This window comes from Paraburkholderia sp. HD33-4 (genome assembly GCF_021390635.1).
Taxonomy (GTDB): domain Bacteria; phylum Pseudomonadota; class Gammaproteobacteria; order Burkholderiales; family Burkholderiaceae; genus Paraburkholderia.
This window is the reverse complement of sequence record NZ_JAJEJS010000003.1, coordinates 365,634-388,484: the sequence shown is the minus strand read 5'-3', so window position 1 is coordinate 388,484 and position 22,851 is coordinate 365,634. Positions and strand designations below refer to the sequence as shown.

The 22,851-nt window shown below is 59.1% G+C and carries 18 protein-coding genes; 14 read left to right on the top strand and 4 right to left on the bottom strand.

The window, feature by feature from the left end:
• The first annotated feature begins 44 nt into the window (after positions 1-44).
• Entirely contained in the window at positions 45-1,070 is a 1,026-nt protein-coding gene (locus L0U84_RS36315) for an MFS transporter (RefSeq protein ID WP_233857703.1), read from the top strand.
• Positions 1,071-1,220: 150 nt separating this feature from the next.
• Here the strand turns inward: L0U84_RS36315 and L0U84_RS36310 are convergent, their stop codons facing one another.
• Positions 1,221-2,276, bottom strand: a complete 1,056-nt coding sequence (locus tag L0U84_RS36310; RefSeq protein ID WP_233857701.1) for a LacI family DNA-binding transcriptional regulator — start codon at positions 2,274-2,276, stop codon at positions 1,221-1,223.
• 230 nt (positions 2,277-2,506) lie between these two features.
• Here L0U84_RS36310 and L0U84_RS36305 point away from each other — a divergent pair, with 230 nt between their 5' ends.
• The 11 genes from L0U84_RS36305 to tal all read left to right on the top strand — a co-directional run bounded on the left by L0U84_RS36305 (position 2,507) and on the right by tal (position 15,151).
• Entirely contained in the window at positions 2,507-3,499 is a 993-nt protein-coding gene (locus L0U84_RS36305; RefSeq protein WP_233857699.1) for a substrate-binding domain-containing protein, read from the top strand.
• 118 nt (positions 3,500-3,617) lie between these two features.
• Positions 3,618-5,186, top strand: a complete 1,569-nt coding sequence (locus tag L0U84_RS36300) for a sugar ABC transporter ATP-binding protein (RefSeq protein WP_233857697.1) — start codon at positions 3,618-3,620, stop codon at positions 5,184-5,186.
• Positions 5,179-6,195: an ABC transporter permease gene (locus tag L0U84_RS36295; protein WP_233857695.1), complete on the top strand. Its 1,017-nt coding sequence runs from the start codon at positions 5,179-5,181 to the stop codon at positions 6,193-6,195. Before L0U84_RS36300 ends, L0U84_RS36295 begins: the two co-directional genes overlap by 8 nt.
• Positions 6,192-7,223, top strand: a complete 1,032-nt coding sequence (locus L0U84_RS36290; RefSeq protein ID WP_233857694.1) for an ABC transporter permease — start codon at positions 6,192-6,194, stop codon at positions 7,221-7,223. Before L0U84_RS36295 ends, L0U84_RS36290 begins: the two co-directional genes overlap by 4 nt.
• Positions 7,220-8,095 carry a sugar phosphate isomerase/epimerase family protein gene (locus L0U84_RS36285; RefSeq protein ID WP_233857692.1) on the top strand — a complete coding sequence of 292 codons (876 nt, stop codon included), beginning with the start codon at positions 7,220-7,222 and terminating at the stop codon, positions 8,093-8,095. The genes L0U84_RS36290 and L0U84_RS36285 overlap by 4 nt, the downstream gene beginning before the upstream one ends.
• 150 nt (positions 8,096-8,245) lie before the next feature.
• On the top strand, positions 8,246-8,866 hold the full coding sequence (locus L0U84_RS36280) for a nucleoside/nucleotide kinase family protein (protein WP_233857690.1): 621 nt from the start codon (positions 8,246-8,248) through the stop codon (positions 8,864-8,866).
• Between the two features lie 90 nt (positions 8,867-8,956).
• The gene (locus L0U84_RS36275) at positions 8,957-9,934 is read left to right on the top strand and encodes a hypothetical protein (protein ID WP_233857688.1); all 978 of its coding nucleotides are present in this window, start codon (positions 8,957-8,959) and stop codon (positions 9,932-9,934) included.
• A 141-nt stretch (positions 9,935-10,075) separates the two neighbouring features.
• Positions 10,076-11,542 (top strand): glucose-6-phosphate dehydrogenase, encoded by a 1,467-nt coding sequence (zwf, locus tag L0U84_RS36270; RefSeq protein WP_233857685.1) that lies wholly within the window; start codon positions 10,076-10,078, stop codon positions 11,540-11,542.
• 11 nt (positions 11,543-11,553) lie between these two features.
• Complete coding sequence (locus tag L0U84_RS36265; protein WP_233857683.1) at positions 11,554-12,036, top strand: hypothetical protein; 483 nt, start codon at positions 11,554-11,556, stop codon at positions 12,034-12,036.
• 16 nt (positions 12,037-12,052) lie between these two features.
• Complete coding sequence (tkt, locus tag L0U84_RS36260; protein ID WP_233857682.1) at positions 12,053-14,083, top strand: transketolase; 2,031 nt, start codon at positions 12,053-12,055, stop codon at positions 14,081-14,083.
• A 117-nt stretch (positions 14,084-14,200) separates the two neighbouring features.
• Positions 14,201-15,151, top strand: coding sequence for a transaldolase (gene tal / locus L0U84_RS36255; protein WP_233857680.1), 951 nt, complete (start codon positions 14,201-14,203; stop codon positions 15,149-15,151).
• Between the two features lie 232 nt (positions 15,152-15,383).
• On the opposite strand, the gene L0U84_RS36250 is transcribed toward tal, so the two are convergent.
• From L0U84_RS36250 to L0U84_RS36240, 3 genes are all read right to left on the bottom strand, one after another.
• Positions 15,384-15,806, bottom strand: coding sequence for a hypothetical protein (locus L0U84_RS36250; RefSeq protein WP_233857678.1), 423 nt, complete (start codon positions 15,804-15,806; stop codon positions 15,384-15,386).
• A 245-nt stretch (positions 15,807-16,051) separates the two neighbouring features.
• Complete coding sequence (locus tag L0U84_RS36245; RefSeq protein ID WP_233857676.1) at positions 16,052-17,182, bottom strand: WD40/YVTN/BNR-like repeat-containing protein; 1,131 nt, start codon at positions 17,180-17,182, stop codon at positions 16,052-16,054.
• 34 nt (positions 17,183-17,216) lie between these two features.
• Positions 17,217-17,486: a MoaD/ThiS family protein gene (locus L0U84_RS36240; protein WP_233857674.1), complete on the bottom strand. Its 270-nt coding sequence runs from the start codon at positions 17,484-17,486 to the stop codon at positions 17,217-17,219.
• Positions 17,487-17,950: 464 nt separating this feature from the next.
• Between L0U84_RS36240 and L0U84_RS36235 the strand changes: the two genes are divergently transcribed.
• Both L0U84_RS36235 and L0U84_RS36230 read left to right on the top strand, forming a co-directional pair.
• On the top strand, positions 17,951-18,427 hold the full coding sequence (locus L0U84_RS36235; RefSeq protein ID WP_233857672.1) for a hypothetical protein: 477 nt from the start codon (positions 17,951-17,953) through the stop codon (positions 18,425-18,427).
• A 959-nt stretch (positions 18,428-19,386) separates the two neighbouring features.
• Positions 19,387-22,806 (top strand): adenylate/guanylate cyclase domain-containing protein, encoded by a 3,420-nt coding sequence (locus L0U84_RS36230; protein ID WP_233857670.1) that lies wholly within the window; start codon positions 19,387-19,389, stop codon positions 22,804-22,806.
• The last annotated feature ends 45 nt before the right edge of the window (positions 22,807-22,851 follow it).

The window sequence follows — 22,851 nt, the reverse complement described above, 5'->3', positions numbered from 1 at the left end:
TCGTCCTTCCCGAGGAACTGGTCGGTTTAGGGCGCCCTGCCCTGATGATTGCGATGCCGATGATGGGCTTAGGCACACTCGCGATCGGGTTGTTGCCTACCTACGCGTCCGTTGGAATCGTCGCACCAATGCTGCTTACGCTTTGTCGGCTAGTGCAAGGATTTTCAACGGGCGGTGAGGCCGGCACCGCCGTTGCATACCTGGTTGAGTGGGCACCGGAGGGTCGCCGCGGCCTTTACAGCAGTGTTTCACATGCAACGGGTGTTGGAGGCACGTTGATTGCCGCCGGCCTTGCCGCTAGCCTCTCGACGGTTCTTGATAGCGCGTCGCTGCATGCTTGGGGCTGGCGTATTCCGTTCCTTATCGGAGGCTTGGTGATTGCGCCTATCGGCTATTACCTTCGAACGAAGGTTGACGAGACCCCGTCTTTCTCGGCGGCTTTACGCGATGATGACGCTACGTCGAGACCGATGCCGAATGGCCCTGTGTGGCTTCACTGCCTGAAGGCAATTGCAATATCTAGTGTGTGGTTTGTTTCCTACAACGTTTTTATGGTCTATGTGCCAGCCTTTCTACCAACGCATGGCCACATCAGAGGCGGAGATGCTTTGTGGATTACTACAGTCGGCTTCGTGGGGATGCTCGTGTGTATCCTGGCGGCGGGCATGTTATCGGACAAGATGGGCAGAAAGCCTCCGCTTCTCGTCGGGGCTATCGGTTTCATCGTATGCGCCTACCCGATATTTCTGCTTTTCTCGACCAGCTCTTCCGTGGTCCTTGTGCTGTTGGCAGTACTTTTCTGCAATGCGTTGATCGGCTTGATCGCGGGCAGTTGTACAGCGGCAATAGCGGAAATGTTCCCTACGCGCGTGCGAACTACAGGTGTTTCGATTGGTTACGGGATATCGGTCACAGTCTTTGGGGGATTTGCCTCCGTGGTTTCTGAGGCGCTCATAAAATTTACGGGATCGCCGCTATCGTCAAGCTATTTTGTGATTGCGACTGCGGTCATCTCTCTTTGCGTTGTTCTGTCCTTGAAAGAGACTGCACATCGGCCGCTAGTAGTCTAGCCGTTGAAGAGGAATCGAACCCCACTGAGAGGGTTGCGATGCACACAGCAGTCGGCTACGCCAACTCGAAGTCGACGACGTCGAAACTAGATGACTTCGTTCCAGCGAAGCACTATCGCGCTCGCGCCGCAAAGCGCGATAGCATCGCGGTCAACGGTCAAACTCCTTCGTTTGTTCAGCCTCTTCAAACTGCTTCCCAAAGGCCGTGGGCACCAGAATAAGCGAGCGATCTTGCGGGTCGTATTTCTCGGTCAACGCGAATGCTTCCGCGATGATCCCCTGCACGTCCTGCCGCAACATCGTGACGTCAAAGGGCAGGTAAGCTGCGAAGGGATCCCAGTCGAAACAGCCGACAATCGCGGCCTTCCAAACATCGGGCGGCAAGGTGGCCGTGAACTGAACCGTACCTTCGAATGCGGTAATCGAATTCAACAGAAGTCCCGTTGGAAGCCGTCCATGCTTTTCGTAGCGTCTCGCGAGCGCCTGCTTCGCAGCTGCGGCGTTGTATCCGCAGCACTCGATTGCATCAGGTGATGGAGCGATCTTGCGAGCCTCAAACGCATCGCGGAATCCCGCGATGCGCATCTCCGTTGCGTATTCGTCGGCGACCCCGCCGAGCAGGACCAGGTCGTCCGGAGCCTCACCGCGTGCCAGTAATTTATCAATCAGCACGTCGGTTATTGCGCGGGCGCCCGCCCGGTTATCCGAGACAACGGATGGCGCGCCGTCCCCAGGCAAGTCGAGATTGATACAGGGCACGCCCGCGGCGGAACACAGCTCGTTGAGCGGTGTGGGATTGCGCACCCCCGCGATGAAAAGCAGTTCGACACGTTGAGAAAGAAGCGTTTCGGTGACGCTGACCTCGACTGCGGGGTCTCGCTGGGTGCCGACCACAATGGGGCACAGCCCCCGGCTACGCGCCTGGTCTTCGAAGGTTTGAGCAAGCCCGGCAAAGAACCGGTTTCGATAATGAGGGACAACCATCCCGGCAAGCCCTGAGCGCGATAGCCGCAATCCACGCGCTTTCATATTCACGTTGTATCCGAGCTCGCGCGCACTCTCGAGGATTCGGTTCGCCGTTTCTTCCTTGATCCGATAACGGGCCCAGGTGCCATTCAGCACCATGCTCACGGTGGCCGTAGAGGCGCCCGTCGCCTTTGCGACGTCATAAATCGTGGACTTTCGTCCCTGGTTGGTGCTGGCCATCACGGTGACTCCGGGGTATTTCCGCCGTTCATGGGTGTGAAGGTAGCGGGTTTGTAACAACGGCGAACACCAGGGTTTGTCCCGGGTGGACCAGTTTGCTAAATAGATTCAGCATACACCCAACCGAACCGCTGAATGGATTTAGCAAACTTTAGCAAACGTCGGTAACCCAATTTTTCACCACTCACCCCGCGTCTGATGGGGCAAATCAGGCTCTCAACGGAGGAGACATGTTCAAGAACATCATTCGTAGTTTGGGCGCGGGCGCAGTGGCGTTCGCGCTGGCAACAAATTTCGCGTCGGCGTCGCCCGACAAGCCGGTCATCGGCGTGGTGGTGAAAATTGGTGGAATCCCATGGTTCAACGCCATGGAGCAAGGGATCAAGAAGCGCGCTGACCAACTGGGAGTGAAGGCGTTCATGATCGGTCCGACGAGCTCGGATCCTGCCCTTCAGGTACGCGCAATCGAAGACCTGATTGCTCAGCATGTCGATGTCATCGGGGTCGTACCTAACGATGCGCAGGTACTGGAACCCGTGCTGCAGCGCGCCCGCGCCGCTGGTATCAAGGTCATCACCCACGAGTCCCCGAAACAGCAGAACGTCGACTGGGATTTTGAACTCGCGTCGGCCAAGGGTTTCGGTGAAGCCTACGGCAAGCGCCTGGGCGAAGCGCTTGGAGGCAAGGGCGAGTACGCGGTATTCGTCGGTTCGCTGACAGTGCCGCTCCATAACGCCTGGGCCGATGCAGCAATCGCTTACATCAAGGCCAACTATCCCGGAATGAAGCTCGTTGGTGACCGCTATGGCGTTGCCGAAGACGTCGACGCCTCGCGTAAGACCGCGCTGGATCTGATGCGCGCTCATCCTGACCTGCGCGGCATTCTCGCGTTCGGCAGCCAGGGTCCGATCGGTGCTGCCCGTGCGGTCGACGAGCAGCAAGCTAAAGGCAAAGTCGTTGTTCTCGGCCCGTTCTCGCCTGGACAAGGCCGGCGTCTCGTGCACGACGGCGTGCTCACCGGTGGCTACATGTGGAATCCGGAAGTGGCCGGAGAAGTCTTCGTGACACTCGGCACGATGCTGGTGAAGGGGCAGCCGATCAAGGACGGCACGAACATCCCGGGTCTGGGTGTGGTTCATCCCCAAGGACACACCCTGATCGTCGACCAGCTGGTGGACCTCAATGCCAAGACGGTCGACGACCTGGCGAAGATGGGTCTCTGACGACAACCTCTTTTGCCGAGCGGGTGAGCGCGGATATATCGCCGCTCACCCGGCAGTTACCGGTACATCACATCTGGTCGAGTGCATGGCCACATGCCAGTACCATCGGAGCGCTTCCATGAGTCAACCAGCACCCACGAATGCTCCCGGTTCCCAACCGGGTGACGCAAGCGTCGCGCCGGTCCCATCCGAGGCCGGGCAAACGCCCCTTCTCAAGCTTGAGAACATTTCCAAAGTCTTCGGCGGCGTCAAGGCGCTGCGGTCAGTGAAGTTTGACATCATGCCCGGCGAAGTTCTCTGCCTGGCAGGTGAGAATGGCTGCGGCAAAAGCACCATCATCAAGATTATCAGCGGCGTCTACACCCCGGAACCCGGCGCAGTCATGCTCATGGATGGCGAGTCCATTGAGGGCCTCGACCCGGCGCGGGCTCGTGATCTCGGCATCCAGGTCATCTGGCAAGACCTGGCACTTTTCCCCGAGATGACCGTCGCGGAAAACATCGCCTTCGAGCAGAACCTCGGGCCCCGTCCGCGCGTTGTGAACTACGGGAAGATGAAAGAGGCAGCCCGTCGAATTCTCGAGCGACTCGGTGTGTCCATCGACCTCAATCGTTCCGTGCGCTCGCTGTCGATTGCGCAGCGCCAGATCGTGGCGATTGCCCGTGCGCTGGTACGCGATGCGCGCCTTGTGTTCATGGACGAACCGACCGCATCGCTCAGCCATGCTGAAACGGAAGCGTTGCTGAAGATTGTCCGCCGACTCTCAGCTGATGGTATTGCGGTGGTCTTTGTAAGCCACCGGCTCGCCGAAGTGCTGGATGTCTGCACTCGTGTGACTGTCTTCCGCGATGGCCAGTATGTCGGTACGTTCCCGACCAGGGGCATGACGCAAACGCGGCTAACCGAACTCATGACGGGTCGCACCTTCGACTATGAGGTGCGACAGACAGACCTGTCGGCTGCGACCGTAGTTCTTGACGTTCAGGGCCTTTCCCGTGGACGCGAATACCGGGACGTGTCCTTCAAAGTGAGGAAGGGCGAGATTCTTGGCCTCACGGGACGACTTGGCGCAGGCCGCACCGAGGTCGCGCTATCTCTCTTTGGCATGACTCGTCCTGGCGCGGGCTCGATCCGAATCGAAGGAAAGGAACTGTCGCTGCGCTCCAATCGCGACGCAATCCGTGCTGGTCTTGCTTACGTTTCCGAAGACCGACTGCAGCTTGGACTCGTGCAGCCGCAATCCATCGGCGACAACACGGTCGCAACCGTGCTGGACGACCTTCTGGACGGCACTAATCTTATCGCTTCGAAAAAGCGAAACGCCCTGATTCAGGACTGGATCAAGAAGCTCGCAGTAAAGATCGGGAAACCGGACGATGCGGTTTCGACATTGTCGGGCGGCAATCAACAGCGCATCGTGCTCGCCAAGTGGCTCGCAACAAACCCCAAGCTTCTCATCCTCGATTCGCCCACAGTGGGTGTCGACGTGGGCGCCCGAGCCGGCATCTTCGACATTATTCACAAGCTTGCCGCGGAGGGTATGGCCATCCTGCTTATCTCTGACGAGATTCCGGAGGTCTACTTCAACTCCGACCGAATTCTGCATATGCGCGATGGTCGCATTGTTACAGAGTACGTGCCGGGAACGACAACCATGGAACAAATCGAGAGAGACGTCCATGCCTGACTTTCGCAAACTCGGAATCGGCTCTGTAGAGGCCCTGCTGATTCTCGTCATCGCCATCATGGTGATTGGCCTCAGCCTGACAACGTCGACCTTTCTGACATTCCCCAACGTGTTCGACCTGATCAACCAGAGCTCGGTCAACATCATCTTCGCAGTCGGGTTACTGGTGGTACTGATTGCTGGCGGGATCGATATCTCCTTTGCCGTCGGGGCATCGGTGGTTCAGTACCTGACTGCATTGACGGTCATCCATTTGTTTGGTGGCGGAAACTGGGCACTTGGATTCATTGCGGCAGCGTTCTTCGGATTCCTGCTGGGTGCCATTAATGCCACCATCATCTACCGCTTCAAGATTGTCTCCATCGTTGTGACGATTGCGACCTTCAACGTGTTCTTCGGCGGGTTGATGTTCCTCACGGATGGCGTGTCGATTTATGACCTGCCGGACTGGTGGGTTGACCGGGTCTCCATCATTCATTTCAGCACAGCGAGTGGCAATGCAAATCTCGCTCTGCCGGTGGTCGTCATGGTGGTGATGGTCGCAGCGACATGGTTTCTGCTTCGCCGCACGACGACTGGACGACAGCTTTATGCGATGGGTGACAACCCTGAAGCTGCCCGCCGTGTGGGCGTCAACATCGGCGCAATGCATTACATCGCTTTTGGCTGGCTCGGAATGATGGCGGGAGTCGCCGGCCTCATGCAAGCCCACTACGTGCAGGAAGTCGTGCCCAACGCGTTGTACGGTCGCGAACTGGACGTCCTCGCTGCTGTGGTGCTTGGAGGCGCGCGGCTGGGTGGAGGACGCGGGACCATCCTCGGCGCCATCCTCGGCATCCTGCTGACGGCGATCACCGCGAACGGCCTGAACCTGCTCGGTATCTCGCCCTACGCGTTCAAGATGATCATCGGCGCCATCATCCTTATCGCCATTACGTTGTCGAGCGGCGGCTTCGCCAAGCTCGTCGGCACGCGATTCACGTCACAAAGCGCAAAGGCCTCGTCATGAACATGTTCTCATCCAACCGTTCGTCTGCGCCGCTTGTGCCAGCAGACGTCGCCGGGCTGCTCGGGTTTCTGGTCCTGGTCATCGTAGTCCTGAGCTTCTCTACGGACCGGTTTTTCACGGGTAGCACTTTCGTCTCGGTGGCGTTCCAACTTCCTGAGCTTGGGTTCTTTACGCTGGCCATGCTAATGCCGTTGATTTCGGGCGGCTTCAACCTCGCGGTGACGTACACGGCGAACATCTCGGGGTTGGCGATGGCATACGTTCTTCAAACGCACGGCGGAGCTGATGCCGGCGCATTCGCCATCATCCTCGGCATCATTGCGGCATTGGTCGTCGGCTCGGTTTCAGGTTGGGTGATGGGGGTCGTCATTGCGCGTACCGGTGCAAGCCCGATCCTGGTGTCCCTGTCTATGATGATTTTCCTGCGTGGTCTCGGAGAGTTCCTCACGCGTGGGGGCGACATCTCTGGCTTCCCACCGTTCGTTCGCCAGATGGGTAACGGTGAAATCATCGGCGTGCCCATTCCGCTTCTGATTTTTCTTGGCTGCGCATTGGTTTGGCACATTGTCATGACGCGCTCGCGACTCGGTTTTGCCACGCGCATGATTGGGTCGAATCTCGAGGCAACAAGATACTCAGGCATTGCTACCACGCGCGCGGTCACCCGAATCTACATGCTTTCTGGACTGATGTGCGGCGTCGCGGGTGTGGTGATGGCTGCCCAGTTCAACTCGGTCCGCGTAGGCCATGGCGCAGCGTTTTTGCTCATCTCGGTGCTTGCCTGCTTCCTTGGCCGCGTCGACCCGTTTGGCGGTTTTGGGCGCGTGGTGCCTGTGGTGATAGCGCTGGTCATCCTGCAGGTCATCGCCTCCGGTCTCAATCTGCTCGGTGCTAACCAGCATCTCGCCACGGCGCTGTGGGGTGTCTTCCTGCTTGCCGTGATGCTGATCCGCTGGGCATGGGCAAACGGCATTTCGAAAACTTTGGTCCGCAAGCGCGTGACCGCTTCTCAAGGAGTTGCACAATGAATAAGCTCGGCGTACACGCACTGGTTTGGGCTGGCGACCTTACCCCCGAATCGACCCGCAAAGTTTTGAGCTCGACGAAGGAAGCCGGGTTCGATCTCGCCGAACTGTCGTTGCATGGCCCGAAGGTCATGGACCTCGCTCTCACTCGTGATCTGCTGCAAGAGTATGGACTCGAGGTTGGTTGCTCGCGCGGGCTGACCTTCGAGGCGGACGTGTCGAGCGAAGATGCGGCCACAGTCGCCCGTGGGGTGGCGCTGCTGGAGGAAGCAATCACCATCACGTCGGAAATCGGCGGCAAATACTTCGGCGGGATTCTGTATGGTGCGATGGCCAAATACAACGCACCCGTCACGAAGAAAGGCCGCCAGAACGCTATCGACTCCATCAAGCATATCGCGGATTTTGCACTCAAGAAGGACGTGAAGTTGGGCCTGGAGGTCGTCAACCGCTACGAAAGCAACCTGCTCAACACGGCGTCGCAAGCCTTGGCATTGCTTGATGAAGTCAACGCTCCCAATGTTGGCGTCCACCTCGACACGTACCACATGAACATCGAGGAATCCGATTTCATGCAACCGGTTCTTCAATGTGGCGACCGCCTTGCCTATGTCCATATTGGTGAAAGCAATCGCGGATACCTGGGCTCAGGCACGATCGATTTCGCCCAGTTCTTCCACGCGCTTGCGATGATCGACTACAAGGGCGTGGTGACGTTCGAGAGCTTTTCGTCGACGGTTGTCAGCGAGCAGTTGTCTAACGCGCTGGCAATCTGGCGCAATCTTTGGGACGACGGTATGGACCTGGCGAAACATGCGCGTGGGTTTATAGCCGGCGGAATCAACGCCGCAGCAAAAGCGAAGTCACACCACTAACCAGCTGCCCAGAAGACGCAATCAGGGTAAGTGGCGGCGGGTAGGGCGCGTCGGAGGGATTGACGCGAGCGGCTTGTCAATCAGACGTCGACAGGAGCGTGGGTGCGCTCTCACCGGCGCCACTTTTCTGAAAACCCCAGGATTATGTTGATGATTCAAGACCACTACCTCGCGCGCCTACGCTCCTTGACTGCTGATGGCCGGCGCCGCATCCTCGGCCTGGTCGGCGCACCCGGCGCGGGAAAATCAACACTGGCACAGGCCATTCTTGAGGCGCTCCCAGGAAAGGCCGTTGTTGTCCCAATGGACGGATACCACCTCGCGAACGCAGAGCTTGCGCGGTTGGGTCGCGCATCGCGCAAGGGTGCCGAAGACACGTTTGACAGCGCAGGCTTCGTGGCACTTCTCAAGCGTCTGCGTGAGCAGCGTCACGATGAAATCGTCTACGCGCCACTGTTCCGTAGAGAAATCGAAGAGCCAATCGCCAACGCGATCCCCGTTTTGCCTGATGTTCCGCTGGTTATCACCGAAGGCAACTATCTTCTTCTTGACCGCGGTCACTGGAAATCCGTTCGCCCGCTGCTTGACGAGGTCTGGTACGTCAACGTTGACCCGGACCTGCGCCGCGAGCGGCTCGTTACCCGGCACATGAGCTTCGGCCGGGACGAGAGCGCGGCGAAGGACTGGGTCGAGACAACCGACGAAGTGAATGCCGTCCAGATCGATTCGACCCGCGACCGCGCGGACGTCCAGTTCCACTGGGCATCATAGTAGACGCGAGGTCGGGTAGATCGCTTCGGTCGATGGCGGAGCCGTCATCTGTACATCGAAAATTCCGCTGCACATTGTCAAAGCCTGCAAATGGACTCAATCAAGCGCTGGACCTTGAAATGGAAACACGGCGAAGCTGAGGTTCAGTCACTCGGCGGCATGCTCGCGCCGGTCCGATTTGACCTCGGCAGCGGCCGTTCGGTCTCTCCAATGCAAGTTGCGTGGGAGGACGACGGCAGCCAGGTCGGGCTCATGCGTGCGTTGCGTGGAGAGTGGCCCTGCCTTCCGTTCGGAATGGTCGACGCGCCGGCGAACCTGCCTGCCGAGCTGGCGCGACACAAAGCGGACGACGGATGGGTGCACGGGTACGGCGCAAATCACATGTGGGAGTCAGTGGAGCAGGGCGATCACTCCCTGACTCTTCGAATCACCTACCCGAAGGATAGTGCGATTGAGCGACTCGAGCGCACGATTGAAGCCGATCCCGATGCGCCCGCTCTCAAGGTCTCCCTCACTGTTTTCGCTCGTCGCGACGCTGTACTGCCGTTCGCCCTGCACCCGACCTTCGCTGTTCCCGTGTCCGGGGTCGAAATCCTTGCCTGTCCATTCGAAGCGATTCATACCTATCCGGTCCCTCAAGAACCCGGAGTCTCGCGAGTCATTCCAAACCGCAGTGTCGCGTCGCTGCAGCGCATTCCAACGACACAGGGACCCATGGATGCAACCTGTCTTCCAATGGTGGATAAGACTGAGGAACTGTTGCAAATCGCAGGCTGCGAACCGCCATTTGTGCTGCGATACGTTGAGCAGCAAGCGGATGTCTTCCTCGACTGGAATGCCGAGGAACTCCCCGATGCGTTGCTGTGGATAAGCAACGGTGGACGTGCTCACAAGCCTTGGTCAGGACACCATTACGCGGTGGGTGTCGAACCCGCGAACAGCTTCTATGACCTGGGTCGCGTAGCGACTCCAGCCGCCAATCACCCGCTGGCCGACCGCAAAGGCCTGGCATTTTCAGCGGGTCAAGCGCGGACGATTTCGTATCGTCTGTCGGCGCTTGCCTTGTAAGACCTAGGCAGCGGCTGCGCTAGCAGCCTTGTTGCAGGGAAAACAAATCGGCTCGCGATAGCGATGGTGCAGCGTCTACCCAACGGGACGCGAGGCCGCCGCGCGCCCCGTTTTCATCTCAATCTCAGTTTCGAGAGAGCCATGAATAAACGTCCCCTTGGGAAACTCGGATTCGCATTTGTTCTGTTCGGAGGAACCGGCGATCTCGCCAAGCGCAAGATTCTTCCGGCCTTGTTTGCGGCTCACCGCGATGGAATGCTCGAACCGGCATGCCGCATCGTCGCCGTGGCGCAGCCAATGCTGGCTCGAACAGACTATCTGGACCTCATTGGTGAACCGGTCAAGGCCAATGTTCAAGGGCCTGTCGACGTCGTTGCATGGGACTCCTTCGTCGAACGGGTGAGCTATATCGGCGGTGATCTGTCGGATGCGGATGTTTTCGCCCGCCTCGCCGAAGATCTTCGTCCGCTAACCGGCAGCAATGTGTTCTACCTCGCAACGGGACCGTCTTTGTTCGTTCCCGTCTGCCGGGCACTTGCGGCAAGCGGGCTTTCTGAAGGCGCGAAGCTTGTGCTGGAGAAGCCACTTGGCCACGACCTGGAATCCTCGCGCGCGATCAACGATGAGGTCGGCCGTATCTTTCGCGAAGACCAGATCTTCCGGATCGACCACTACCTTGGCAAGGAAGCTGTCCAGAATCTGCTCGCGCTTCGGTTCGGAAATTCGATGTTTGAGCCCCTGTGGCGCCGCGAGTGGATTGAAAGTATCCAGATTACCGTCGCGGAGGAACTGGGTGTGGAGGGTCGCGGCAACTTCTATGACCAGACTGGCGCGCTTCGGGACATGATTCAGAACCACCTCCTGCAGTTGCTTTCCATCATTGCGATGGAGCCGCCGCACTCGATGGAGGCGGACGCCGTACGGGACGAAAAGCTGCGTGTACTCCGGGCACTTGTTCCGCTAGATGACGAGACGGTCGCTCGGAACGTCGTGCGCGGACAGTACCAGTCAGGAACAATCCACGGCGCGCCTGTTCCTGAGTATCAGGCAGAAGCCGGTGTTGGACAAGGCAGCGACACTGAGACGTTTGTCGCGCTCAAAGTCGAAATCAGCAACTGGCGCTGGTCGGGCGTCCCGTTCTTTTTGCGTACGGGGAAAAGACTAGGCGGCAAAACGGCCGAAATCATTGTCAACTTTCGGGGCGTACCGCATTCCGCACTCGGGACGTTACCTTCGCGCCCTGGCGCGAATCGACTCACCATCAAATTGCAGCCGGAAGAGTCGATACGCTTGAGCACCCTCGCCAAGATGCCCGGCCTTGGCATGGAGTTGCGGGGCGTGAATCTGGACATGGTGTCGGATGGGTTGCCACATCTGACTGCGATGGAGGCGTATCAGCGCCTGCTGCTCGACGTCATGGCGGGACGACTTGCGCTTTTTGTCCGGCGCGACGAGCAGGAGGCTGCATGGCAATGGGTCGCGCCGATCCTTTCTGACTGGAGCAAGCGGCACAACCCGCCGAAGCAGTACCGCTCCGGAACCTGGGGACCACCAGCATCAAGCGCACTGCTTGCCCGCCACAACACCTGCTGGCATGAAGAGGCGTAGGAGGTTGAATCATGCCGCGCTCGAAATCGCGAAAAACGGCACACCCGGGAAGAGTCAGGCTTCCCCGGCAGGTACTGTTGCCGCTACCGGATACCTATGTTCGTGGCCAGTCGCTGGCTTCGCATCTGGCGTTAGCCGGATGCGGCGCTGCCGACGGAAATCAGCACTCACTCAACGAACTGATCCGAATCACCTATCTCGCCTTCCTCCTTTGGGAAGCTGGCTATGGGGATGCTGATGCACAACTCTTTTTCGACAGTGAGACCGCACTCGACACAGCGGTCGTCCGCGCTCAGCAGAACGCCTCGTGGCGGCTGGAAGAGACCGAAGCGGCGCTCATGAAACGGGTGTTGAGGTTGTACGACGAACAGCTTTCGGGCGTACCCACCCGGTCGTTCCTCATGGCGGAGGCACGGTTGGGAAACTTGTTGAGTAAGGCCGGCAACGCTTCGCCAATCAGCCGTAAAGCGCCGTCGCCCAGGCAGTCAGTCTAATTTTCAGGAGAGTTTCATGGGTTTCGAAACATCGCAAGGCGACCGAGAGTTGGCGAATGCCCTCAGATTCCTCGCCATGGACGCGGTACAACAGGCAGGCTCGGGTCATCCTGGTATGCCGATGGGCATGGCTGAGATTGCTGTCGCGCTATGGTCGCGACACCTACGACATAATCCGGCGAATCCGCATTGGCTCGATCGGGACCGCTTCGTCCTTTCGAACGGCCATGGCTCGATGCTGCTTTACTCGCTGTTGCATCTGACCGGCTACGACTTGCCGATGGAGGAACTGAAAAACTTCCGGCAACTTCACTCGAAGACCCCGGGACATCCTGAGTATGGCATGACGCCTGGTGTCGAGACGACGACGGGACCTTTGGGTCAAGGACTCGCTAACGCTGTGGGCATGGCACTCGCAGAATCTCTGCTGGCCAATGAGTTCAACAAGTCTGACGCGAGGATCGTGGACCACCACACTTACGTCTTCGTCGGTGACGGCTGCCTGATGGAGGGCATCTCGCACGAAGCCTGTTCGCTCGCGGGCGTCCTGAAGCTCAACAAGCTCATTGTCCTCTACGATGACAACGGCATTTCCATCGACGGCGACGTCGTGCATTGGTTTCATGACGACACACCCAAGCGTTTTGAGGCATACGGCTGGAATGTGATTCGAGCGGTCGACGGTCACGATATCGATGCCGTGGATGCCGCCATCAAGGCGGCAAAAGCCTCGGACAAGCCTACGCTCATCTGCTGCAAGACGGTGATTGGCGAAGGCGCGCCGACCAAGGCTGGTAGCCACGACGCTCATGGTTCGCCGCTGGGCGACAAGGAAATTGCCGCCACGCGCGAAAATCTTGGTTGGACTGCACCGCCGTTTGTCATCCCGGGCGAAATCTACGCGGCCTGGGATGCGAAGGAAATCGGAGCGAACGTCGAGGCCGAATGGAGCGGACTTTTCGACGCTTATCGCACGAAGTATCCGCAGGACGCAGCCGAGTTCGAGCGCCGGATGGCCAACAGGCTGCCCACGGACTGGTCCGACAAAGCTCGGGCCATCATCGCCGCTGCAAATGAGCGGGCGGAAACGGTGGCGACCCGGAAGGCCTCGCAGCAGGTAATCGAAGGACTAGCGGCGGCGCTGCCGGAGCTTCTCGGCGGCTCGGCCGACCTTACGGGGTCTAATCTGACGAACTGGAAAGCCGCCAGGAGCGTCCGGGTCGGCGAAAACGGTGCCTCCGGAAACTACGTGAGTTGGGGCGTCCGGGAGTTCGGCATGAGCGCGGCCATCAACGGTCTTGCAGTACATGGCGGTCACAAGGTGTTCGGTGGCACTTTCCTAACGTTCTCAGACTACAGCCGGAATGCATTGCGTGTCGCCGCATTGATGAAAGCGCCGTCCATCTTTGTGTTCACACACGACTCAATTGGCCTTGGCGAGGACGGTCCGACCCATCAGTCGATCGAGCATGTTTCCAGTCTGCGCCTCATTCCGCAATTGCAGGTATGGCGCCCAGCTGACACCGTCGAAACTGCCGTCGCGTGGACGCAAGCAATCGAGCATCAAGGCCCGTCGTGCCTGATCTTCAGCCGTCAGAATCTCGCGTTTAACCTGCGCACCGATGCACAGATCGCGAACATCGCAAAGGGCGGCTATGTTCTCAAGGACTGGAATGACACTGCAAACGAACGCAAGGTGATTCTTATTGCGACCGGTTCGGAGGTCGAGCTTGCCGTGCAGGCGGCCGAGGCGCTGACCAGGGAGGGAGTCGCAGCGCGGGTCGTTTCCATGCCATCGACCACCCTGTTTGATAAGCAGGACGCGACGTATCGGCAAGGAGTGCTTCCGCATGGAGTGCCTCGCGTAGCGGTCGAGGCTGGGGTGACCGACTTCTGGCGCAAGTATGTTGGGCTTGAGGGTGGTGTGGTCGGCATCGACGTCTTTGGCGAGTCAGCGCCGGCGGCCGCGCTCTACAAGCACTTCGGTATCACTGTCGACGCCGTTGTAAAGGCAGCTGTGGAAACTGTCGGCAGGAAGGGGCACTGACGTCGGAAGCGTTGAAGCACGAGGTGGCCGCCGTTCCGCGGAGCACGGACGCTCATTGTGTGAAGGCGGCAGAAGGTGTCACCCAACCATTAGCGAAGTAAGCATAGGGATTTAAAGATGACGAACTCTCTCGACCAACTGAAGCAATACACGACTGTCGTCGCTGATACTGGTGATTTTCAGCAACTCGCGCAGTACAAACCGCGTGATGCGACGACGAATCCCTCCCTCATTTTGAAAGCGGCGCAGAAGGATACGTATCGTCCGCTCCTCGAGAAGGTCGTTCGCGACCACAAGGGAAAGACGACTGCCGCGGTCATCGACAATCTACTGATCGCGTTCGGTTGCGAAATTCTGAAGGTCATACCGGGGCGAGTTTCGACGGAAGTGGACGCTCGTCTGTCGTTCGACACGAAGCGCTCTATCGAGAAGGGGCGTGAACTCATTGCGCTGTATGAAGCCGCGGGAGTAAAGCGTGAACGCATTCTGATCAAGCTTGCCTCAACCTGGGAAGGGGTCCGAGCGGCCGAAGTGCTTCAGCAGGAAGGCGTCAACTGCAACATGACGCTGCTTTTTTCGACGGTTCAAGCTGCCGCCTGTGCGGAAGCAAACGCGAAGCTTATCTCTCCTTTCGTAGGGCGCATCTATGACTGGTACAAGAAGCAGGCGGGCGCAGCTTGGGATGAGACGAAGGACGGCGGTCAGAACGATCCCGGTGTACGGTCAGTGCGTCGCATCTACGCGTACTACAAGCACTTCGGCTACCAAACGGAAGTGATGGGTGCGAGCTTCCGTACGGTCAGCCAGATTGTCGAACTCGCCGGGTGCGACCTGCTAACGATTAGCCCTGAGCTTCTGCAGAAACTGCAAGACAGCAGCGAGGTCGTCCAACGAAAGCTTCATACAGAGATGACCCTGGAAGGGGGAACCGAGAAGCTTGCGGTTGATGAGCCCTCGTTCCGCTTGCATTTGAACGAGGACGCAATGGCGACCGAGAAGCTTTCAGAAGGCATTCGCGCGTTTGCAGCGGACGCTGTGAAGCTCGAACAGCTCACTGATGCGATGTAGGCGGAAGCCATGCGTCGACCTCGTCCCGGGTCTTCGCCCTCGCGCAGGCACGCGTTTCTGTCTATGATGCGGACGCGTCTCAGAGTTAGCCACCCCAGACGATGCAAATCATGTTGGCCGACCGACCGTGCTGCTTGACGCTGTCCAGCCAGAGGAGCTTAACGCCGGCGGTGAAATTGCAGCGCAAGCGCCGCTAGCGCTGCCCCTTCGGCGGGGAAAGGCTGAGCGCCTGTTACGCATGCTGACTCGCTTGGCGCGCGTGCTCCTCGGCAGCCAGCGCTTCCCGCATGAATGGCATCTCCCTGAAGCGAGCGCCCAAACTCGCGCGATCCGCAGGATCTACCGTGACGGTGAAGTACGTCTGGTCGGGTGCGCCACGGCGTTTGCCGGATTGATCTGCATATTCCCCGAGCAGTTGGTTGTACACCTCCACCGAGAGGTCCATGATCCAGTATTGCAGTCGCCCTGGCGCGGTTGTGAGCGGCCCCGCAACGGCGTCCAACTCGTCGAGCGCGGCTTGCGTTATCGCCGGGCGATGGATGAACGGCGCAGCTGCAGGTTCCGCGCAACGCCACTGAGAGAACGCTATCGACCAGAAAGATGATTCGATAGAACGTAATACAACCGCGACAACAAAGGCGTGCGAAGCTCTCATTCCATCAGTGTTTGGCCAAGCCGCCTAAAGGATGTCTCTCGCTCAGGCGTGTCCGCGCGACTGCGGGTGCTGCTCACGCGTTCGGCGGAGAGTCAAAAGTCTCTTCTGACAAGTCGAGCCACGCGAAGCGGTTTGCGGGCGCGTGATGGCTCGAAGTATCGATCCATCACGCCGATGCACGCATTTAAGCTATCTCCGGCGCATGAATGGCAATGTAGGCGTTTCATGTCTCACGCCACGCGCCCTCATCCAAACCGAACGCAATATACCGGCGGCAAATGCGCTGAAATCAAATGCCAGCTTTCGCCGCCATCGTTGGACGTCCATAGCCCGCCTGTAGTCGACCCCATCGCGAGGTGCGTGCCGGAGTCATCGACAGCGAGCCCGTGCCGATACACGAGGTCATATGCCGGTGCTGGCGGCAAGCCGTTCGAGAAACGCTCGAACGTGCGGCCGCCGTCGCGTGTGCGCGTAACGACGAGCTGGCCGTCTACCGGGATCCGGTACTGGTCTTTAACGGCGGGTACGAACCACGCAGTGTCCGGCTCGCGCGGATGCACGGCGACCGCGAAGCCGAAACTCGATGGCTGCGCTTCGATCCGCTGCCAGCGGGCGGCGCCGTCGATCGAGCGGAAGATGGCGCAGTGATGCTGCGTCCACAGCACATCCGGGTTTGCCGCACATTGCACGACGCGGTGCGGGTCTTGCACATTAGGGTCGCCGCGCCGTTCTGGCGGCATGTAGTCGGCCTCCATGCCTTCGGCACTCACGCGCCAGGTCGTACCGCCGTCGGCAGTTTGCCAGACGCCGCCGCACGACACGCCGATCGTCACATGCCGGCTGTTGCGCGGGTCGACCATCACTGAATGGATGCCGGGCGCGTCGTAGCCGCCTCCGAGCCATTCGCGGCGCTCCGGGCTATCCCACAGCGCACGGTTGAGGACCCAGGTGTCGCCGCCATCGTCAGAACGGAAGAGCCCACCGGGAATCGTGCCGGCCCACAACACACCCGGCTCGTCCGGGCCGCCGGTTTCGAGCGCCCAGATCTGCTGAAGCGTCCAGGGCGGCTGAGGGTTGGGCGCGGCCGCGCTCGTGTCCGCGCCGTCACCTCTACGCGTCTCGTCGGCAGGCTGCGGCGGGTAGACGGGGACCGCGCATTCTTCCCAATCGGCCATGCCCGCGCGCCGGCGATGCAGCTTCACGCCGAAGTGGCCGAGATTGAGCGCGGCATACAGCGATCCGTCGCGTGGATCAGGCAGCACCATGCTCACCGGCTCGCCGATGAAATACGGCTCACCGACGGTCCAGCCACCGTCGCCATCGGCTCGCAGAACGAACAATCCTTTGCGGGTTGCAACAAGCAATCGATCGCTCATGTCTAGAGTCTCCCGGAGTGCAAGTGGAACCTTCTTATCCGCCCGACAGCGCCTGTATGACGTAAACCCGGCTTTGCTCGCTGAGTGCATCGGACAGATGTCGTCGGTCGCGCACCGGCCGGCCGTCGACAAACACGGCCAGATGCCTGCGCAGTGAGCCCTGATCGTCAAGGATGTAGCCGCGAAGTCGAGGTTGCGTGGCGAAGACGGCCTCGAGTGCGTCGCCGAGCGTGCGCGCATCGATCTCGCGCTCGGGTGTTGCGATATGCCGTTGAATCGAAGGAGCGAAGAAGATGTGCGCCATGGCGGGGTAGCCGAGCAGTAATGTCCTTGTTCGTCAATTCTGCAGTTTAGATGATCCGCCCGTGTGGTTCGAGGCATCGCCTTACCGGCGACAGCCGTGGTGCTCGGCCGGACCGGCTGGCTCAGTGGATCATTTTAGATATGAACGCCGAACTCTCTTTATCTTTGTGGGGTTTTTGCCGGGCATCGTGCACATCACTCCGCACAAGAGGCGAGAAAATGCCTCGTCTGGAATCGCGTTATAAACCGTTGATTTTATTTGGTATCGCTTGTGCATTTCAGTCGCTATCCGCATAACTCAAAATGCCGGCTTTCTTTCATATAAACAGCAGCTTGCATCACTTTATGAAATCTGCAGGTCACGTAACTGAATCGCCCGGAAACCCTGTCCTGGCGGGGGGCGTCTGGAATTCGTCTACTATTGTCGTCCTTCCCGAGGAACTGGTCGGTTTATGACGCCCTGCGATGCAGCACTGGTGGCGGGGCTATCTGCAGCAATTGGCAATGTCAAACAGGACGTTGATTCCTGGTGTCGATCTGGAGGAGGAGGGTTCCGATCCCGGCCGGGCGATCAGTGGCGAAGCCTTCCTGCGGTACACCGACAGTGCCGTGATCGTCGGAGCGGGTGATGGACGCTTCGACAGCCGTCAACCTGCGCCGGTGGGATTGTGGCGCCCATGGGCCAGTGTGAGCGCGAGTCTCGGTAGCTTGATGCAGCCTTATCTGAAGATTGCTGGCCGACGCGTCGCGTTTTCCATTTGCTACGAAGATTTCCTGTGGTGGCCGCATTGGCGCCTGCTGATCGATCGACCCGATCTCCTGGTCAGCATGTCGAATAGCTGGTTCAGTGCCGGTCTATCCATCGCGCACATTCAACGGCAGAGCGTGTATTCGATCGCACAGCTCACCGGCGTATCGCTGCTACGAGCAGTGGATCGATAACTTCCCCATGAGTGCTTTCATTGACGATCGGAAAGTCATCGAGGTCTGGCGGTGTGCAAGAGTATTCTCTTCGTTCGCTTGCGTCGAGCCCGTCTCTCTGAGGCCGGGCTTTTCTTTTTCAGTCTTGTCTGTTGCGATCCCGGTGGTGTTTCGTATGCTCTTCGTGGATGGCCTGCCTGAGGTCAGTTTCGCCGCGATGGCGGTGCATCACCGAGCCCGGGGGGGCTGGTCGGGCCACAAAAACGTCATAGAAAGCATAAGTGCGTGAGGATGCGTTGTCCGCGCCCAATCCGTGCACGTGGGACGCTCGCGCCGCGTGTCGTCATCCGGGCAAGGCGGCCAGTCAACGCCGGCTGCTCTCCGTTCGCTCGACTTGCGTGGGCCCGACCGGGCAGTGGCTGTCGTTCTTCCATGATCACAAGCCGACGAAACAGGGACACGGTACGCGCAGAGCTCGGGAAGGAGAGTGCGGTGCCGATTGCATCGGGCCATCCAGGCCGCTGAATCCCGCTGTTGGGATCAGAAAACTTATCTCAATAGTACGGTTTGCTTTTCATTTTTTCTGAAATTTTGGCCGCTCACGCAAGTAAATCTATGGTCCGTCCCAGCCTTCGGATGCCGCCGAACGCCAAGATCGAGATGGCACCCGAAATTGCCAATCTTTGGGCACGGCTTAGCTGAGCCAGCGACCCGGCGGCGCTTGAAATAGACGCAGCGACGACCAACCCTGATGTAAATCCTCTGGCAGCAAGTGGAACCGTCGCCTCGCCAATTCTTCCAATCAGCTGAATCTGATGAGTATTTACCCTTACCATCAACATCCGCGCGTGACGCTCATAATTTCAAAAAGGGTTGCAGATCTCAGGACCGTTCGCGGCACATGCCGCGCAGGCTTTTCGGGATCGCAGTGAGCCGGCGAAGTCGGACATCCTTCCAGGTGAATTCAAGGGTAAACACCTATGCGCTGCACAAGATGCGGGTTCGAGAATCCGAGCGGCGTTAAGTTCTGCGAGGAATGCGGAGCCAAGGTGAGACATGCATGCCCTGCCTGCGGGCATGAGATAAGCGCGAACGCCAGGTTCTGTGGCGAATGTGGCGCGCCTACCCAACGGTCGAGCGCGGCACCTGACGTGCCGCTTATTGCCCAAGCCCCCGTCGAATACACGCCGCCTCATCTGGCAGCGCGCATCCGGTCGGAGTTTGCTGCGATAGAAGCTCGAGGAGATGCGGACGGCGAACGCAAGACGATCACTGCGTTGTTCGCTGACATAGCCAGCTCGACCGCACTGATCAACGATCTCGATCCCGAAGAGGCTCGCCGTCTGATCGACCCCGTTTTGGCATTGATGATGAGGGCCGTGCATCACTATGAAGGGTATGTGGCCAAATCTATGGGCGATGGCATTCTCGCACTATTCGGCGCGCCGATTGCCCATGAAGATCACGCACAACGAGCCCTTTATGCAGCTCTGCGGATGCAGGACGAAATGCGCAGTTACGCCGACCGAGTGCGCCTTGCAGAAGGGATCACGCTGCAGATCCGGGTTGGTGTTAACTCTGGCGAAGTAGTGGTTCGCGGTATTCGCTACGACGACTTGCACGCCGACTATGATCCGGTGGGTCACTCGATCAACATTGCCTCACGGATGGAGAGTATCGCGTTGCCCGGCTCCATCGTCGCGAGCGAACACACCCACAAGCTGGCCGAAGGCTATATCGCGTTCAAGACACTCGGCGCAACTCCCATCAAGGGACTATCCAAACCTCTGACTGTCTTCGAAGTGCAGGGTCTCGGTCCACTACGTACCCGGCTGCAGATCGCGGCGAGCCGTGGCCTCGCTCGCTTCGTTGGCCGTAAAGATGAGCTTGCGCAACTGGAGCACGCTTTCACACAGGCCGCGGCCGGGCACGGGCAGATCGTCGGCGTGGTTGGTGAGCCAGGCGTTGGAAAATCTCGATTGTTCTACGAATTCAAGCTGCATCCGCCAGGCGAATGCCTGGTTCTGGAGACCTTTTCCGTCTCCCACGGGAGAGCCTATCCATACCTGCCGCTGATCGAACTGCTGAAGGACTACTGCCAGATCAGTATGCAGGACGATGAGCGCCGCCGGCGGGAGAAGATCACTGGAAAGGTGCTGACGCTTGACTCCGCGATGCAAGGGAGCCTGCCCTATTTTTTCCATCTCATTGGGGTCACCGACTCCGGCTCGGCTCTGGCGCAAATGGACCCGCACATCCGTCGGCTTCGCATGTTTGAGGCGATCACGCGGCTTCTGGTGCGCGAGAGCCTGGATCATCCAATTGTGCTGATCGTCGAGGATCTGCAGTGGCTCGACAGCGAGAGCGCCGCCTTCCTGGATTTCCTGTGCGGGAGCGTAACGAACACCCGTATCCTGCTGCTGGTCAACTATCGGCCCGAGTATCGGCATGACTGGGGTCACAAGAGCCACTACACCCAGCTGTGGCTTAATCCCCTCGGTGAAGGCGAGGCCGACGAGCTCTTGAGCACGCTGCTGGGCAATGCCACCGAATTTGCTGTGATCAAGCAGTTGATACTGGAGAAGACGGAAGGTAACCCCTTCTTCATCGAAGAAGTCGTGCAGACGCTGATCGAGGAAGGGGTTCTGCGTGGTGGCTTGGGGCAGTATCAACTCCAGAAGAATCCCGTCACCTTGCATATCCCGACAACAGTTCAGGGTGTTCTAGCTGCGCGAATCGACAGGCTGGCACCACTCGAGAAGACGCTTCTGCAAACCCTCGCGGTGATAGGAAAGACATTTCGCTTGAGTCTCCTTGTGCGTGTCGTCGATGAGCAAGAGGACGATCTAAGGAGCGGCCTGGCGCGACTGAAGGATGGCGAATTCATCTTCGAGCAGCCTTCATTTCCTGAGGTGGAGTACACCTTCAAACACGCACTTACCCAGGAGGTGGTCTACGGCTCACTGCTGAGTGAGAGGCGCCATACCTTGCATGAGCGCACGGCACAAGCGATTGAGAGTCTTTCTGACACGCACCTCGAAGAACACTACAGTGAGTTGGCGCATCACTTTAGTCGCAGCGGTAATTCGCCGAAGGCAGTGGAATACCTTCACTACGCCGGGCGACAGGCGCTGCAGCGCTCCGCCAATGCCGAAGCTGTAACACACTTCACAACAGCACTAGCATTGCTCGATCGCTTGCCCGAAAATCGTGAGCGTGCTGTGCAGGAACTAGAACTCCAGATCACCCTTGGCCCTGCCTTGATGGCTGCCAGAGGCATCGGTGCATCTGAAGTGGAGAAAACCTATACCCGAGCACTTGCGCTGTGCAGGCAGCTTGGCGAGACGGACCAGCTTTTCCCCGCCTTGTTGGGACTGCGTACGTTTTTTATCGCCAGGGGGGCGGTCCGACCCGCGTGCGAGCTAGGGGAGGAACTCGTTACGTTGGCCCGCAAGGCGCATGATCCGGCGCTGCTCATGCAGGCCCATCGTGCGTTGGGTTCCAGTCTGCTCCATCTCGGAGAGCTGGAGGCAGCGCGGGCCCAGCTCGAGGAGGCCCTGGCCTTGTACGATCCGCAACAGCAGTATTCGCTTGCCTTCTTCCATGGCATCGAACCCGGAGTGCTGGCCCCTGGCTACCTTTCCCAGGCTCTGTGGTTCCTCGGCTATCCGGATCAGGCCCTGGCGCACAGCCAACGAGCGCTTGCTCTGGCTCAGACTCTTTGCCATCCTGCCGCATCAGCGAACGCGTTGATCTATGCCGCTGAGCTTCACTTGTGCCGCCGGGAGGTGCAGTTGACGCATGATCTAGCGGATTCCGTCCTCTCGCTCGCGACAGAGCACGGGTTTCCGTTCTGGTCGAGTTATGGAACCGTTCTTTTGGGCTGGTCACTGGCTGAGGAGGGGCGCACTCAAGAGGGAATCGAGCGGATGCGGGAGGGTTTGGCGGCCCACCGGGAAACCGGAGCGCAACTTCTAACGCCCCATTTCCTTGCACTACTGGCTGAAGCCTATGGACGAACAGGGCAAGCCGAAGCAGGGCTACAGGCGTTGACCGAAGCGCTGGACGCGGTGGATCAAACGGACGCGCGCGTGAATGAAGCGGAGCTGTATCGCTTGAAGGGGGAATTGACGTTGAGACTGTTGGGCCAGGAAACGGTGGAATCTGAGGGCGAGGGCGAAGCAAGCTTCCTCAGAGCAGTTGCGATTGCCCGCCGGCAGGGTGCCCGGTCGCTGCAGCTGCGTGCCGTGACGGCGCTGGCCCGACTTTGGCGACAGCAAGGAAAGTCGAGTCATGCACGCGAAATCTTGTCCACGACATATGGCAGCTTCTCCGAAGGGTTCGATACCAGGGATCTGCAGGAGGCCAAGACGCTGCTCGATGAGCTCGGGGGAAAGTGAGAAGCCCGGGTAACCCTGTCAGTTTTAAGCGCGCCGAAGTCATAT

What these genes read in the sequence shown, in the direction of transcription:
- L0U84_RS36315 (WP_233857703.1), top strand. Translation starts at nt 45, where the DNA reads ATGATTGCGATGCCGATGATGGGCTTAGGCACACTCGCGATCGGGTTG.
- L0U84_RS36310 (WP_233857701.1), bottom strand. Translation starts at nt 2,276, where the DNA reads ATGGCCAGCACCAACCAGGGACGAAAGTCCACGATTTATGACGTCGCA.
- L0U84_RS36305 (WP_233857699.1), top strand. Translation starts at nt 2,507, where the DNA reads ATGTTCAAGAACATCATTCGTAGTTTGGGCGCGGGCGCAGTGGCGTTC.
- L0U84_RS36300 (WP_233857697.1), top strand. Translation starts at nt 3,618, where the DNA reads ATGAGTCAACCAGCACCCACGAATGCTCCCGGTTCCCAACCGGGTGAC.
- L0U84_RS36295 (WP_233857695.1), top strand. Translation starts at nt 5,179, where the DNA reads ATGCCTGACTTTCGCAAACTCGGAATCGGCTCTGTAGAGGCCCTGCTG.
- L0U84_RS36290 (WP_233857694.1), top strand. Translation starts at nt 6,192, where the DNA reads ATGAACATGTTCTCATCCAACCGTTCGTCTGCGCCGCTTGTGCCAGCA.
- L0U84_RS36285 (WP_233857692.1), top strand. Translation starts at nt 7,220, where the DNA reads ATGAATAAGCTCGGCGTACACGCACTGGTTTGGGCTGGCGACCTTACC.
- L0U84_RS36280 (WP_233857690.1), top strand. Translation starts at nt 8,246, where the DNA reads ATGATTCAAGACCACTACCTCGCGCGCCTACGCTCCTTGACTGCTGAT.
- L0U84_RS36275 (WP_233857688.1), top strand. Translation starts at nt 8,957, where the DNA reads ATGGACTCAATCAAGCGCTGGACCTTGAAATGGAAACACGGCGAAGCT.
- zwf (WP_233857685.1), top strand. Translation starts at nt 10,076, where the DNA reads ATGAATAAACGTCCCCTTGGGAAACTCGGATTCGCATTTGTTCTGTTC.
- L0U84_RS36265 (WP_233857683.1), top strand. Translation starts at nt 11,554, where the DNA reads ATGCCGCGCTCGAAATCGCGAAAAACGGCACACCCGGGAAGAGTCAGG.
- tkt (WP_233857682.1), top strand. Translation starts at nt 12,053, where the DNA reads ATGGGTTTCGAAACATCGCAAGGCGACCGAGAGTTGGCGAATGCCCTC.
- tal (WP_233857680.1), top strand. Translation starts at nt 14,201, where the DNA reads ATGACGAACTCTCTCGACCAACTGAAGCAATACACGACTGTCGTCGCT.
- L0U84_RS36250 (WP_233857678.1), bottom strand. Translation starts at nt 15,806, where the DNA reads ATGAGAGCTTCGCACGCCTTTGTTGTCGCGGTTGTATTACGTTCTATC.
- L0U84_RS36245 (WP_233857676.1), bottom strand. Translation starts at nt 17,182, where the DNA reads ATGAGCGATCGATTGCTTGTTGCAACCCGCAAAGGATTGTTCGTTCTG.
- L0U84_RS36240 (WP_233857674.1), bottom strand. Translation starts at nt 17,486, where the DNA reads ATGGCGCACATCTTCTTCGCTCCTTCGATTCAACGGCATATCGCAACA.
- L0U84_RS36235 (WP_233857672.1), top strand. Translation starts at nt 17,951, where the DNA reads ATGCAGCACTGGTGGCGGGGCTATCTGCAGCAATTGGCAATGTCAAAC.
- L0U84_RS36230 (WP_233857670.1), top strand. Translation starts at nt 19,387, where the DNA reads ATGCGCTGCACAAGATGCGGGTTCGAGAATCCGAGCGGCGTTAAGTTC.